The following is a 13,384-nucleotide window of genomic DNA, read 5'->3' on the forward strand; positions in this document are numbered from 1 at the left end:
AGCAGAAGCTGATCCTGATTCACAAGTCGGATCAATTGCATGATCAGAACACCCGCCGTATTCTATATATAATAATGTGAGTGCCGGGTGAAAAGAATACGGCATACATCAATCAATGATGTACAGAATAATTAAAGGAAACAATGTGGAGGAAAAGCGACATGGAATTAGGCATCAGCACCTTTGTAGAAACGACCCCTGATATCAAAACCGGAAAAGCCATTAGCCATGCGGAGCGGCTGCGCGAAGTAGTGGAGGAGATCGTCCTTGCCGATCAGGTGGGCTTGGATGTATTCGGAGTTGGAGAGCATCATCGTCAAGATTACGCAGCTTCTTCTCCTGCCGTCGTCCTGGCCGCAGCGGCTGCACAGACGAAGCACATCAGATTAACGAGCGCGGTCACCGTGCTGTCGTCGGCTGATCCCGTCCGTGTTTTTCAGGATTTTGCGACGCTCGATGGGATTTCAAACGGCAGGGCGGAAATCATGGCGGGCCGAGGGTCTTTCATCGAATCCTTTCCGCTGTTTGGATATGATTTAGACGATTATAATGAGCTCTTTGAAGAAAAGCTTGATCTGCTGCTCGAGCTGCAAAAGTCGGAAAGGGTCACATGGAGCGGCAAACATCGTCCGGCTATTCAAAATACAGGCGTGTACCCGCGCCCTGTGCAGAATCCGCTGCCTGTATGGATCGGAAGCGGCGGAAACCAGGAATCCGTCGTGCGCGCCGGCCTGCTCGGCCTGCCGCTGGTTCTCGCGATTATCGGGGGGAGTCCGCAGCATTTCGCCCCGCTTGTTGAGCTTTATTACAAAGCGGCGGAACATGCAGGGCATGATGCCTCAAAGCTGACAGTCGCTTCCCATTCCCACGGCTTTATTGCGGAGGATACCGAGACGGCCGCCGATCGGTTTTTCCCTTCCACCCAGCAGGCTATGAATACACTCGCGAGGGAGCGGGGCTGGGGGCCGTACAGCCGGTCGAGCTTCGATGCAGCCAGAAGCTTTGAAGGGGCGCTCTATGTAGGCGATCCCGAGACGGTGGCGGAAAAAATTATTCACCTGCGCAAGAATGTCGGGATCACCCGCTTTTTGCTTCACGTTCCGGTCGGTTCGATGCCGCACGAAGATGTCATGAAGGCGATTGAACTTTTTGGAACAAAAACGGCGCCGCTCGTCAGGGAAGAAGTATCCCGCTGGGAGGCAACCGAAAGATCATAATTATAAAAGGCCCGCGCTTTCTTTGCGCGGGCCTTTTATTTCATATAATGCTTTTTGAAATCCGGATGAATCGAAAATTTTCGGCGCAAATGGATCAGGTTTTCGCCGAAACTTTCCTCCAATACCTCTCTGTGCTTCTTCATGATTTCCATCAGATACAGATCATGAATCATCACTTCGGTAATCGGCATCACCAAGCCTACATGCATCGTCCAGGCTGCGCGGCTGTCTTTCCCGTGCGAGACAATGCCGGCCACGACTTCCGAATCGTCGACGCTGAATACAAGCCAGCGTCCGTCGTACTCTTCTGTAATTTGCGTGCTGCTGTCATGGAGATAGACATTGGCGAAATCAGCTTCAATGTCGCCGTACGCAATGATGGTGACGATGACGCCTTTTTTTGCGGCCTGCTTGAGTTCCGGCTCCAATTCAGGAAAATCCTCTTTCCAAATTTCGAGGAGAATCCTTTTTCCGGCTGATGATATACAAGCCTTTACTTTATCGATAATCTCGCTTCGTCCGGTGATGTTCCAAATATTTTCCCGGTCATTTGCAGTGCGCTCAAACTTCTCGAAATATTTTTCTGCCTGTTCAAAAGTCTCTTCCGCTTTCAGCCGCCGGTTTTTAATCAGTTCCTTGGCGGGAACGGGGATGTACTGCGGTGTGCCGCCGTAGCTGACAAAGATATCGCCGCGGATCACGAGGCTCTCCAGCACTTCGTATATTTTCGACCGGGGAACACCCGATTTTTTTGCCACCGCATAGCCTGTCAGCGGCGATTCTTCCAAAAGCGCCAAGTATGCTTTCGACTCATACTCGGTGAAATTCAGGTTTTTCAGTACGTCTAATATGTTTTCCTTCATAAGCCCTCCAGCTTCAACAAGAGTCGCTACCTTTGTCACTCATATTTTGCTGGATGTATTGATTTATTTCAAGTCCGCTGATACACTTTTTAATAAGTGGTTACTAAAGTAGTCACTATATAAACCAGTATGGGGGGAGACATCTGATGGATAGCCTGCTGTCATACATATCGATTGCCGCCATGATGGTGGTGATACCAGGAGCAGATACGATGCTTGTGGTGAAAAACACGCTTCGCTACGGGCCGAACGCCGGGCGCTGCAATGTTCTCGGTTTGGCGACAGGGCTTTCTTTCTGGACGCTGATTGCCGTTCTCGGCTTAGCGGTGGTGATTGCGAAATCGGTGATTCTGTTCAATACGATCAAATACTTGGGGGCGGCCTATTTAATATATTTAGGCATTAAAAGCTTTTTCGCGAAAAAAATGTTTTCTTTGGAGGACATACAAGCCGAGAAGAACAAAACCGAAAACGCATCAAGCCGGCATTATAAGGATTCGTTTATGCAAGGATTGTTCAGCAACGTTCTGAATCCGAAAACTGTTTTGGTTTATATCACGATTATGCCTCAATTTATTAATTTAAGAGAAAGCGTCAACCAGCAGTTGATCATCCTCGCTTTAATCCTTACCTTTCTTGCTGTGTTTTGGTTCCTCATCCTCGTATATTTGATCGATTTCGCAAAAAAATGGCTGAGAAGCGTGAAATTCCAGAAGGTCTTTCAAAAAGCCGCGGGGCTGGTGCTTGTCGGGTTCGGCGTTAAAACGGGTTTGGATTGATATCGGTGAAGGAGTGAGTTTTGACTCGCTCTTTTTTTGTTTATTTGTCAACGATTATAGGGTGGAATAAGTGAGATAAAACAGATGTCTATGGTTATTCGTTGACATTTTGACAACGGTTCTATATATTTATACCGACTTGGCCTTTTGGCTGATAGATTGATACATTTTTAGTGTGAGAGGAGAAAGGCTCGTGGATGAACAAAATAAAAATCAGCTGGGGGCGCTGCTGAAAGAGCATTTGCGAAAAAGATCATTATCTTTAAGAGAATTGAGCGAACGCACTCAAATCGATAAAGCGACCATCTCAAGAATCATCAATGGCAAAAGAAAAGCAAACCTGAACCATTTGCAAAGGTTTTCAGAAAGTCTCGGCGTTTCTTTTGATGAGATGATGACAGCGGCCGGCTATGCGATCGAGAAGACGAGGGAAAGCGAACGTCAGGATATTCACTCGTCAGTTGCCGAAATTGAAGATGTTTTGCAAACCTCAAATGTCTATGATCGGTCCTTTACCACGGAAGAACTGAAAAACAAATTGAATGAGTACGAACAATATTCCCAGACGGAAGAAGGAAAGCGTAGCATTCTGGCTGAGTTTGAATCCAAAGTCGAGAAAGTCGCCGGCATTGGTCCTTTTCTGACCCGTTTGCACGATATGTACAGCCGATTTACCTCAGGGGAAGGGACGCCGCGTGAATTGCTGCTGATGGGCGGCGCTTTGCTGTATTTCATCGTTTCTGTTGATGTCATACCGGATTATATTTTTCCAATCGGCTATATTGATGATGCCGCAGCGGTTCAATTCGTTTTCAACCAGCTGTCACATAAATCATGATGGAGCATGTTACAGATGAAAAGAAAGCCTATCAACATTGACGTCAGCCTTCTGCTCATTCTATTTTGTTTGTATATCATTAGTCTGCTGGCCGTTTACAGCGGGTCCGGCCAGTATGAAACACAGGACCCTTTTTATTTTGCGAAACGGCAGGTTTTTTGGTATCTTGTCGGGTTTGGCGTCATGGCGGGAACGGCCTACATCGACTATGAGCTGCTAGAACGATTGGCGCTTCGTTTATTTGCGGGAGCCGTTTTTCTTCTGATTCTCGTTCATTTTTTTGGAACTTATAAAAATGGTTCACAAAGGTGGATCAGCTTCGGAGTCATCGAAATCCAGCCTTCAGAATTTATGAAGATCATTTTGATTCTTCTGTTGGCTTCAATACTCAACCAATTTCAGCATAAAAGGTTCTCCTTCACGGAGAGCATCATACCGACGGGGAAAATCATGGTGTACACGGTGATTCCGTTTTTCTTCATATTGGTACAGCCTGATTTAGGGTCCGCATTGGTGATTTTGTCGATCGCATTCACGTTGATGCTTGTCTCGGGGATTTCGGGGAGAATGATCATGTCCCTGTCGCTTGGATTCATGGGATTGGTCGCCTTTTTGACGTATTTGCACAATCATTACTTTGAGATTTTTTCAAAGATAATTAAGCCTCACCAGCTTGACCGGATATACGGCTGGCTCAGTCCTCATGAACATGCTTCTACATATGGATACCAGCTGACGCAGGCGTTATTGGGGATCGGATCGGGCCAGATGTCAGGAAGCGGCTTTACTCATGGAACCCAAGTGCAGGGAGGGAAGATTCCGGAGGCTCATACCGATTTTATTTTCGCCGTGATTGGTGAAGAATTCGGCTTTTTAGGTGCCGTCACATTAGTCTGTCTCTATTTTCTGATGATCTACAGAATCATCAGGATCGCTATCTCGTCCAACAGTCTGTTCGGTCTTTATATATGTGCGGGGGTTGCGGGGTTGATTGTATTCCAAGTGTTCCAAAATATCGGGATGACGATCGGGTTAATGCCGATCACAGGGCTCGCTCTTCCGTTTATCAGCTATGGCGGCAGCGCGCTGCTGACCAACATGATCGCCTTAGGTCTCGTTTTCAGTGTGAATATCAGATCTAAACATTACATGTTTGGGAATGACTGGGGATGAAGGTGCGCAAAATGATTCTTTCCCATCTAAAGAAACTGGATTATGTATTGATTGCTTCGGTTCTGTTTTTATCCTCGTTTGGCTTGCTGATGGTATACAGTGCCGGCTACCCCCTCGGATATATGAAGTATCATGATGGCAGCTATTTTTTTATGAAGCAGCTGCAGTGGCTGCTCATCGGTTTGACCTTTTTTTCGGCTGCCGTCTTTTTCCCTTACAAAGCTTACAGCAAACTCATCCGTTTTTTGGTGAAGCTTTCTTTTTTGCTGCTGATTCTCGTTTTGCTGCCGGGAATCGGGATGGAGAAAAACAATTCTCAAAGGTGGATTCAACTCGGTTCGCTCATGATCCAGCCGTCCGAGGCTGTGAAGCTTGTGATGGTTATTTATTTCGCCTATGTGTATGCAAAAAAGCAGAGATACATCGCCGATTTTGGAAAGGGCGTCATGCCGCCGCTGATCATTTTGGCCGCTGTGTTTTTTTTGATTTTAAAACAGCCCGACTTGGGCACCGCTGTTTCGATCCTGTTAAGCTGCGGAGCGGTTCTGTTGTGCGCCGGTCTCAGAATACGGCACTTGCTGCTTCTCGGAACAATGGCAGGGGCGGGCATCGCATATTTTGCTATGACAGCGTCGTACCGGTTAAAAAGGCTGACATCGTTCAGCGATCCTTTTCAAAATGAAAACGGAGACGGCTACCAGTTGATCAATTCCTACCTTGCCATTGATTCGGGCGGGGTATGGGGGAATGGATTGGGGAACAGCGTTCAAAAGCTGGGGTTTCTTCCTGAAGCCCATACGGATTTTATCATGGCGGTCATCAGTGAAGAACTCGGCGGTGTCGGGCTGTTGATGATCATCGGGGCCTACCTGTTGATCATGTTCAGAGGTGTTAAGATCGCTGCGCAAATCGATGATCCGTTTGGAAAGCTGCTGGCGGTCGGCATTACATTCCAGATCATGATTCAGGCATTATTTAACCTGGGCGCTGTTTTCGGCCTTCTTCCCATTACCGGAATTCCTCTTCCGTTCGTCAGCTACGGAGGTTCTTCGTTAATGTTCATGCTGACGTCAGCCGGGATATTGGTCAACCTCTCCTCACATGTGAAGCGGGGAGTAAAAAAAGAGGGGCCTTTCTGATGTAGAAAGGCATTTTCCCGATTTTGAAGTTACGATTGACCAGATGATCCTGTCATCAGGAATTTATCTTCTCATATCGCATTTGACCGTGACTCCATTTTTATATAAACGCATCCATATTGATAAATAAAGGAAATCGTGATATATTCAAGGTGTGAAACAGAATAATCTTTAGATGAATGCGTAAACTGAAAAAAACCGGAAGATGCGGCAACATCTCCCGGAAGCAACAGAGAGGCTCCGTAAAAAGGAGTCGGCTCTATTTTTAGATCCCAATTAAAAAGTAAGATCGTCTTGGTGTGGGAATCAAGGGCGATCTTACTTTTTTTTGTCGTTCGATGACAGAATTGCCACGACAAGAATGCCGAAAGAGACCATGAGTTGCAACGCCTCTGATACTGTCACATGCTCACCCCCTTTCTCTCCAAGAGACGGAGGGTGAGCCGACCGCCCTTATATAGAACCGAACTGTTGCTACCCCTTATTATACCAAAAAGAAGAGGCGTTTCCATAAATGCCCTTTGTCAAGTGAATTTGAAAAAGCGCAGTTTTTTAAATTTTTGCGGTCAAATACCGCTTTTTAGCCAAAAACCCTGCAAATTTTTCCGTGCAAAAAAGGCCGGTTCATAAAACCGGGCCTTTTTTGATCTGTCTCATTTGTTCATTTATGCGGGACGCGCGGCAAAAATTTGAAAGGTAACGCCGAACGGATCGGTGACAATGCCGTAAGCGGGACTGAAATAAGTCTCCTTCAGCTCAAGCTTGACCTCGCCCCGCTCGCTCAGCTTGCCAAACAGCCGCTTGGCCGAAGAAACGTCAGCTGCCGTTACGCAAATGGACAATTGGTTTCCACTTTGGAAAGGCAGTTCAGGAATGATGTCGGCGATCATCATGACGGCGTCGCCGATTGTCAAAACGGCGTGTGCGATGAAATCCAATTCGTCATCCTTAAAATTCGCCGCCTCATCTGCGGGGCCTTCGCCAATCGTCTGACTGAACTTTACTTCAGCCTCGAGTACATCACGATAATAATCAATCGCTTCCTTTGCTCTTCCATTCATCAGGATGTAAGGTGTAAATTGCGTTTTCATAGAGCGAACATCTCCTTTTTTTGTTGATCTAAGAAGATTGTATATTATAATGGTGACAACTTATGTCATGGTTAAAAAATGATTGGAGGTTTTCATGTCTAAAGCGAAACGATTGAATGAAATGATCATGATGGTAAACCGGAAAAAACGATTTACGGTCGGGGAGCTGGCGCAGGAATTCGGCGTTTCCAAGAGAACGGTTTTAAGGGATTTGCAAGAGCTCAGCGAAATGGGGGTGCCCCTCTATTCTGAAACCGGCCCCCACGGAGGGTATCAAGTGTTAAATGAAAGGATTCTTCCTCCCATCGCCTTCAGCGAGAACGAAGCGATCGCCATCTTCTTTGCGATCGATGCGCTGAAGCATTATATATCCCTGCCGTTTGACGCTCAGTACGACTCCATCAAAAAGAAATTTTATTTGAACCTTACAGGAGACATCCGGGATGCGATTGACAGTATGAAGGATCGCGTTGCTTTTTATACGCCTTATGAGCAAAAAGACGACATTCCGGTCTTAAAGGTGCTGCTTGAAGCGGCAGTTCAGCAAAAGGTGTTGATCATCGAATATGAAGCAAATGGCGCAGCAAGCAAGAGAAACATTCAGCCGATCGGAATCTATGCCAATCAAGGGAAGTGGTATTGCCCGGCTTACTGTTTTTTAAGACAAGACTACCGCATCTTCAGGTGCGACCGGATTAAGCGGGCCGAACTTGATGAACATACGGCCCCGCTTGATTTGACCGGTCTTAATTTAAAGAACCGTTTTTCAGCTGTGTCCCGGCCAAGGGAGACATTGGAATTATCCGCGGAGCTGACAAAAAAAGGAGTAGAACGGCACGGTTCCCTCAAATGGCCGCACCTTGAGCTGGATGTAAAAGAAGACGGGTCCGGCGTGCTGAAAGGAGAGATCGCGCCGAAGGACATTGATTTTTTTGCGGATTATTTCATTTCATTCGGCCGGGAAGCAATTATTCAGAAGCCTTCCGAATTAATCGAAAGGATGAAGCGGACATTATCCGACATGCTGAAACAATACGGCTAAAATGAAGACTCCGGTCAGACTGATCACGAAGACCGCGGCCTGCGTTTTTCCGCCTTTAAAGCCCCTCAAAAAAAGCGTGAAGACGCACGTCTCATTCATCATTCCGTTAACGACACTCTCAGGAATTGAGAGTGTCTTATTTTTGCCGTCAGAAGAAATTTTTACCCAAAAAAGTTGACGGGGGATTTAAAAGTGGGTATCATTACAAATATGAAATAAATATTACATTTGTGTTACAAAAGAAAATGATATGTTACGAGTTTAAAAGAAGATTGACAAAGGAGCATGCTTATGAAAAAAGCGATGGCTATTTTAGGATTCCTTGTACTCACAGCATCGCTGCTATTCATCATCAATAAAGGAACATCTCAAATAAACGCTTCACAAAATAGAAAAGCCGCGATTCACACGGAATATTACAAAGACATCAGTTCGCTTTCTTTTCCGGTATTCAGCGATTTGAAGGAAGAAGATGCCCAGCTGGCCAACGAAGCGGTAAAACATCATTTAAAAAACTCTTATAAAGAATTTCAAAAAATCGTTAAAGATGCCGAAAAGAAGGATAAGGACGAGGAGAACGTCTATGAAACGTCCTACAAAGTCAAATACAACGAGGAAGGCAAACTGAGCTTTTTAATCTATGACTATCAGTTCTCCGGCGGCGCGCACGGCATGTACACCGCTACATCCTACAACTTTGACTTTGACAAGCGCAAACAAGTCGTGCTGACTGACGTATTAAACAATCAGGCAAAAATCGAAAAAGCAAAAAACTATATTTTCAGCTATATCAACGAACATCCGGAACAGTTTTATTCTGATCTTAAAAAGAGCGATATCCGCTTGGATGAACACACGGCTTTCTATTATACAAGCAGCGGAATTTCAATTGTATTTCAGCAGTATGATATCGCCCCGTATGCGGCCGGAAATCAGGAAATAAAGCTTCCGTCGACGCTTTTATATTAGTCCCGGTATGAGAAACAATATTTGTAATAGAAACAGAGAAAGCAAGTCATGAAACAGGAGAGTGAGCAGCGATGTCTGGCAAACCATCATTTCGATGGGTTAAAATGTTGATTTTTTTAACGATATTAATAGGTTTGGCGGGGTACTCTTACAATAAGGTGTCAAGCAACAGTCAAGAGCCCCCTCAACCAAAAAAAGACGGCGGACAATCCGGCCTCGGCGTCGAATCCATGGTCAGCGACAGCAAACAAGAGCGGTATGCCATCCACTATCCGGTATTTCGCATAAAAGAAATCGATGAACAAATAAAAGATTATGTGAATCAAGAATTGGCCAGTTTTAAAGAGGATAATGCAAAGGCCCAGGCTCAGCATGAAGACGGGCCTTTTGAACTGAACATCAAATATAAGGTTGTCTATTACACAAAAGATGCAGCCAGTGTGGTGCTGAATCAATACATAGAGGCCGGGGGCGTTTCGGGTACAACGTCTGTCAAGACGTTTAACGCCGATTTAAAACAGAAAAAGCTGCTGTCCCTTCAAGACCTGTTCGAAGAAAATTCAGATTTTCTGAACAGGATTTCAAGCATTGCCTATCAGGAATTGAAAAATCGGAATCCGTCTGCCGACACGGCTTTATTAAAAGAAGGGACAAGCCCTCAGGAAGAGCATTTCAGCCGCTTCGCGCTCCTGGAAAACGAAGTCGAATTTTATTTTGAGAAAAAACAAACCGGTCTTGAGCAGTCTGTAAAAATAAAAAAAGAATGGGTAAAAGATATTTTAAAAGACCAATATCAGGATATGAAAAAGAGCCGTCTTCAGGCCAAACGAGAGCAGGAGCCTGTCCCCCTTCCGAAACAGGCGAAAATAAATCCTGATGAAAAAGTGATTGCTCTCACATTTGATGACGGCCCGAATCCCGCTACAACGAATAAAATATTGAATGCTTTACAAAAGCATGAAGGGCATGCGACCTTCTTCGTGCTTGGAAGCAGAGCCCAATATTATCCCGAAACCATAAAACGGATGCTGAAGGAAGGAAACGAAGTCGGCAACCATTCCTGGGACCATCCGTTATTGACAAGGCTGTCAAACGAAAAAGCGTATCAGGAAATTAACGACACGCAAGAAATGATCGAAAAAATCAGCGGACACCAGCCGGCACACTTGCGCCCTCCATATGGCGGAATCAATGATTCCGTCCGCTCGCTTTCCAATCTGAAGGTCTCGTTGTGGGATGTTGATCCGGAAGATTGGAAGTACAGAAATAAACAAAAGATTGTCAATCATGTCATGAGTCATGCGGGAGACGGAAAAATCGTCTTAATGCACGATATTTATGCAACGTCCGCAGAAGCGGCGGAAGAGATTATTAAAAAGCTGAAAGCAAAGGGCTATCAATTGGTAACTGTATCTCAGCTTGAAGAAGTGAAGAAGCAGAGAGGATATTGAATAAATGAGAAGAAAGCGCCATATCGGCGCTTTTCTGTTGCAAGAAAATATAGGGAAAACGATATTTGTTAAAAATTCAAAATATTTATACAATAGCATGTGTTTCACTTTGAAAGGGGAGAGGAAAATCATGAAACAACACAAACGGCTTTATGCCCGATTGCTGCCGCTGTTATTTGCGCTCATCTTCTTGCTGCCTCACTCTGCAGCTGCGGCGGCAAATCTTAATGGGACGCTGATGCAATATTTTGAGTGGTACATGCCAAATGACGGCCAACATTGGAAACGCTTACAAAATGACTCGGCATATTTGGCTGAACACGGTATTACTGCCGTCTGGATTCCCCCGGCATATAAGGGAACGAGTCAAGACGATGTAGGCTACGGCGCTTACGATCTGTATGATTTAGGGGAGTTTCATCAAAAAGGGACGGTTCGGACAAAGTACGGCACAAAGGGAGAACTGCAATCTGCGATCAACAGTCTTCATTCCCGGGACATCAACGTTTACGGCGATGTAGTCATCAACCACAAAGGCGGCGCTGATGCGACCGAAGATGTAACGGCTGTTGAAGTCGATCCCGCCGACCGCAACCGCGTAACATCAGGAGAACAGCGAATCAAAGCGTGGACACATTTTCAATTCCCGGGGCGCGGCAGCACATACAGCGATTTCAAATGGCATTGGTACCATTTTGACGGAACCGATTGGGACGAGTCCCGAAAGCTGAACCGCATCTATAAGTTTCAAGGAAAGGCATGGGATTGGGAAGTTTCCAATGAAAACGGCAACTATGATTACTTGATGTATGCCGACATCGATTATGATCATCCTGATGTCACGGCAGAAATAAAGAGATGGGGAACGTGGTATGCCAATGAGCTGCAATTGGACGGATTCCGCCTTGATGCCGTCAAACACATTAAATTTTCTTTTTTGCGGGATTGGGTCAATCATGTCAGGGAAAAAACAGGAAAGGAAATGTTTACGGTAGCCGAATATTGGCAGAATGACTTAGGTGCGCTGGAAAACTATTTGAACAAAACAAACTTTAATCATTCAGTGTTTGACGTGCCGCTTCATTACCAGTTCCATGCTGCATCGACACAGGGAGGCGGCTATGATATGAGGAAATTGCTGAACGGAACAGTCGTTTCCAAGCATCCTGTGAAAGCGGTTACGTTTGTTGATAACCATGATACACAGCCGGGGCAATCGCTTGAGTCGACTGTCCAAACATGGTTTAAGCCGCTGGCTTACGCTTTTATTTTGACAAGAGAAGCAGGCTACCCGCAGATTTTCTACGGGGATATGTACGGGACGAAAGGAGCCTCGCAGCGCGAAATTCCTGCCCTGAAACACAAAATCGAACCGATCTTAAAAGCGAGAAAACAATATGCGTACGGAGCACAGCATGATTATTTCGATCATCATGACATTGTCGGCTGGACGAGGGAAGGCGACAGCTCGGTTGCAAATTCTGGTTTGGCGGCGTTAATAACAGACGGACCCAGCGGGACAAAGCGAATGTATGTCGGCCGGCAAAACGCCGGTGAGACATGGCATGACATCACCGGAAACCGTTCCGATTCTGTTGTCATCAATGCAGAAGGCTGGGGGGAGTTTCACGTAAACGGCGGATCGGTTTCGATCTATGTTCAAAGATAGAAGAAAAGAGTGATAGGACGGATTTCCTAAAGGAAATCCGTTTTTTTATTTTCTCCTTCTTATAAAATTTCTTTGATTCCATCTTATAATTAATTTTAACAAGGTGTCATCAGCCCTCAGGAAGGACTAGCTGACAGTTTGAATCGTATAGGTAAGGCGGGGATGAAATGGCAACGTTATCTGATGTAGCAAAGAAAGCAAATGTGTCGAAAATGACGGTATCGCGGGTGATCAATCATCCTGAGACTGTGACGGATGAATTGAAAAAGCTTGTTCATTCCGCAATGAAGGAGCTCAATTATATACCGAACTATGCAGCAAGAGCGCTCGTTCAAAACAGAACACAGGTCGTTAAGCTGCTCATACTGGAAGAAATGGATACGACTGAACCTTATTATATGAACCTGTTAACGGGAATCAGCCGCGAGCTGGATCGTCACCATTATGCTTTGCAGCTTGTCACAAGGAAATCTCTCAATATCGGCCAGTGTGACGGCATTATAGCGACGGGGTTGAGAAAAGCCGATTTTGAAGGGCTGATTAAAGTATTTGAAAAGCCTGTCGTTGTATTTGGCCAAAATGAAATGGGCTATGATTTTATTGATGTTAACAATGAAAAAGGTACCTATATGGCAACACGCCACGTCATTGGGCTGGGCGTCCGCAATGTCGTCTTTTTTGGAATCGATTTGGATGAACCCTTTGAACGGTCAAGGGAAAAAGGCTACCTTCAGGCGATGGAAGGCAGTCTGAAAAAAGCGGCGATTTTCCGGATGGAAAACAGTTCGAAAAAAAGTGAAGCACGCGCACTGGAAGTGCTGGCATCCCTTGATGCACCGGCAGCCGTGGTTTGCGCTTCCGACCGCATCGCGCTCGGGGTCATCCGCGCGGCGCAATCGCTCGGCAAAAAAATTCCGGAAGATGTCGCAGTTACCGGCTATGACGGGGTGTTTCTCGACCGGATCGCTTCGCCTCGCCTGACAACGATCAGACAGCCTGTTGTTGAAATGGGAGAGGCTTGCGCCAGAATCCTGCTGAAAAAAATCAATGAAGACGGAGCGTCGCAAGGCAATCAATTTTTTGAGCCGGAACTTATTGTCCGGGAATCGACTTTGTAAGGGTCTCATTCTGTTACCGGTAACAAGCTGAAAAT

General features: G+C 45.7%; 13 protein-coding genes. 10 read left to right on the forward strand and 3 right to left on the reverse strand.

The window, feature by feature from the left end:
* The first annotated feature begins 161 nt into the window (after nt 1–161).
* Nucleotides 162–1,217 carry an LLM class flavin-dependent oxidoreductase gene (locus tag M1D59_RS03380; protein ID WP_065643585.1) on the forward strand — a complete coding sequence of 352 codons (1,056 nt, stop codon included), beginning with the start codon at nt 162–164 and terminating at the stop codon, nt 1,215–1,217.
* A 35-nt stretch (nt 1,218–1,252) separates the two neighbouring features.
* Here M1D59_RS03380 and M1D59_RS03385 read toward each other — a convergent pair whose 3' ends face one another.
* Nucleotides 1,253–2,080, reverse strand: coding sequence for a TrmB family transcriptional regulator (locus tag M1D59_RS03385; RefSeq protein WP_020450386.1), 828 nt, complete (start codon nt 2,078–2,080; stop codon nt 1,253–1,255).
* Nucleotides 2,081–2,226: 146 nt separating this feature from the next.
* Here M1D59_RS03385 and M1D59_RS03390 point away from each other — a divergent pair, with 146 nt between their 5' ends.
* The 4 genes from M1D59_RS03390 (at nt 2,227) to ftsW (ending at nt 6,009) form a co-directional block, all read left to right on the forward strand.
* Nucleotides 2,227–2,859, forward strand: coding sequence for a homoserine/threonine efflux transporter (locus tag M1D59_RS03390; protein WP_020450387.1), 633 nt, complete (start codon nt 2,227–2,229; stop codon nt 2,857–2,859).
* A 193-nt stretch (nt 2,860–3,052) separates the two neighbouring features.
* Nucleotides 3,053–3,697 (forward strand): helix-turn-helix domain-containing protein, encoded by a 645-nt coding sequence (locus M1D59_RS03395; RefSeq protein WP_458117785.1) that lies wholly within the window; start codon nt 3,053–3,055, stop codon nt 3,695–3,697.
* A gap of 15 nt (nt 3,698–3,712) precedes the next feature.
* On the forward strand, nt 3,713–4,870 hold the full coding sequence (gene rodA, locus M1D59_RS03400; RefSeq protein WP_458117786.1) for a rod shape-determining protein RodA: 1,158 nt from the start codon (nt 3,713–3,715) through the stop codon (nt 4,868–4,870).
* Nucleotides 4,867–6,009, forward strand: coding sequence for a putative lipid II flippase FtsW (gene ftsW, locus M1D59_RS03405; RefSeq protein WP_023855556.1), 1,143 nt, complete (start codon nt 4,867–4,869; stop codon nt 6,007–6,009). Before rodA ends, ftsW begins: the two co-directional genes overlap by 4 nt.
* 318 nt (nt 6,010–6,327) lie before the next feature.
* On the opposite strand, the gene M1D59_RS03410 is transcribed toward ftsW, so the two are convergent.
* Together M1D59_RS03410 and M1D59_RS03415 are read right to left on the reverse strand one after the other, a co-directional pair.
* On the reverse strand, nt 6,328–6,414 hold the full coding sequence (locus tag M1D59_RS03410) for a putative holin-like toxin (RefSeq protein WP_003179417.1): 87 nt from the start codon (nt 6,412–6,414) through the stop codon (nt 6,328–6,330).
* Nucleotides 6,415–6,674: 260 nt separating this feature from the next.
* Complete coding sequence (locus M1D59_RS03415) at nt 6,675–7,100, reverse strand: VOC family protein (RefSeq protein WP_023855557.1); 426 nt, start codon at nt 7,098–7,100, stop codon at nt 6,675–6,677.
* Nucleotides 7,101–7,194: 94 nt separating this feature from the next.
* Here M1D59_RS03415 and M1D59_RS03420 point away from each other — a divergent pair, with 94 nt between their 5' ends.
* The 5 genes from M1D59_RS03420 to M1D59_RS03440 all read left to right on the forward strand — a co-directional run bounded on the left by M1D59_RS03420 (nt 7,195) and on the right by M1D59_RS03440 (nt 13,349).
* The gene (locus M1D59_RS03420) at nt 7,195–8,142 is read left to right on the forward strand and encodes a helix-turn-helix transcriptional regulator (RefSeq protein ID WP_023855558.1); all 948 of its coding nucleotides are present in this window, start codon (nt 7,195–7,197) and stop codon (nt 8,140–8,142) included.
* Nucleotides 8,143–8,433: 291 nt separating this feature from the next.
* Nucleotides 8,434–9,111 (forward strand): DUF3298 and DUF4163 domain-containing protein, encoded by a 678-nt coding sequence (locus tag M1D59_RS03425; protein ID WP_035337087.1) that lies wholly within the window; start codon nt 8,434–8,436, stop codon nt 9,109–9,111.
* A 71-nt stretch (nt 9,112–9,182) separates the two neighbouring features.
* A complete protein-coding gene (locus tag M1D59_RS03430; RefSeq protein ID WP_105979234.1) occupies nt 9,183–10,562 on the forward strand; it encodes a polysaccharide deacetylase family protein in 1,380 nt (459 codons plus the stop codon).
* 130 nt (nt 10,563–10,692) lie between these two features.
* Entirely contained in the window at nt 10,693–12,231 is a 1,539-nt protein-coding gene (gene amyS / locus M1D59_RS03435; RefSeq protein WP_101561794.1) for an alpha-amylase, read from the forward strand.
* Between the two features lie 167 nt (nt 12,232–12,398).
* Nucleotides 12,399–13,349, forward strand: coding sequence for a LacI family DNA-binding transcriptional regulator (locus tag M1D59_RS03440; RefSeq protein ID WP_020450398.1), 951 nt, complete (start codon nt 12,399–12,401; stop codon nt 13,347–13,349).
* The last annotated feature ends 35 nt before the right edge of the window (nt 13,350–13,384 follow it).

The sequence above is a fragment of the Bacillus sp. PK6-026 genome (assembly GCF_054161455.1).

Bases quoted from the DNA above. Each gene is read 5' to 3' on its own strand.
- M1D59_RS03430 (WP_105979234.1), top strand. From the start codon at position 9,183: ATGTCTGGCAAACCATCATTTCGATGGGTTAAAATGTTGATTTTTTTA.
- M1D59_RS03425 (WP_035337087.1), top strand. From the start codon at position 8,434: ATGAAAAAAGCGATGGCTATTTTAGGATTCCTTGTACTCACAGCATCG.
- amyS (WP_101561794.1), top strand. From the start codon at position 10,693: ATGAAACAACACAAACGGCTTTATGCCCGATTGCTGCCGCTGTTATTT.
- M1D59_RS03420 (WP_023855558.1), top strand. From the start codon at position 7,195: ATGTCTAAAGCGAAACGATTGAATGAAATGATCATGATGGTAAACCGG.
- M1D59_RS03415 (WP_023855557.1), bottom strand. From the start codon at position 7,100: ATGAAAACGCAATTTACACCTTACATCCTGATGAATGGAAGAGCAAAG.
- M1D59_RS03440 (WP_020450398.1), top strand. From the start codon at position 12,399: ATGGCAACGTTATCTGATGTAGCAAAGAAAGCAAATGTGTCGAAAATG.
- M1D59_RS03380 (WP_065643585.1), top strand. From the start codon at position 162: ATGGAATTAGGCATCAGCACCTTTGTAGAAACGACCCCTGATATCAAA.
- rodA (WP_458117786.1), top strand. From the start codon at position 3,713: ATGAAAAGAAAGCCTATCAACATTGACGTCAGCCTTCTGCTCATTCTA.
- M1D59_RS03390 (WP_020450387.1), top strand. From the start codon at position 2,227: ATGGATAGCCTGCTGTCATACATATCGATTGCCGCCATGATGGTGGTG.
- ftsW (WP_023855556.1), top strand. From the start codon at position 4,867: ATGAAGGTGCGCAAAATGATTCTTTCCCATCTAAAGAAACTGGATTAT.
- M1D59_RS03385 (WP_020450386.1), bottom strand. From the start codon at position 2,080: ATGAAGGAAAACATATTAGACGTACTGAAAAACCTGAATTTCACCGAG.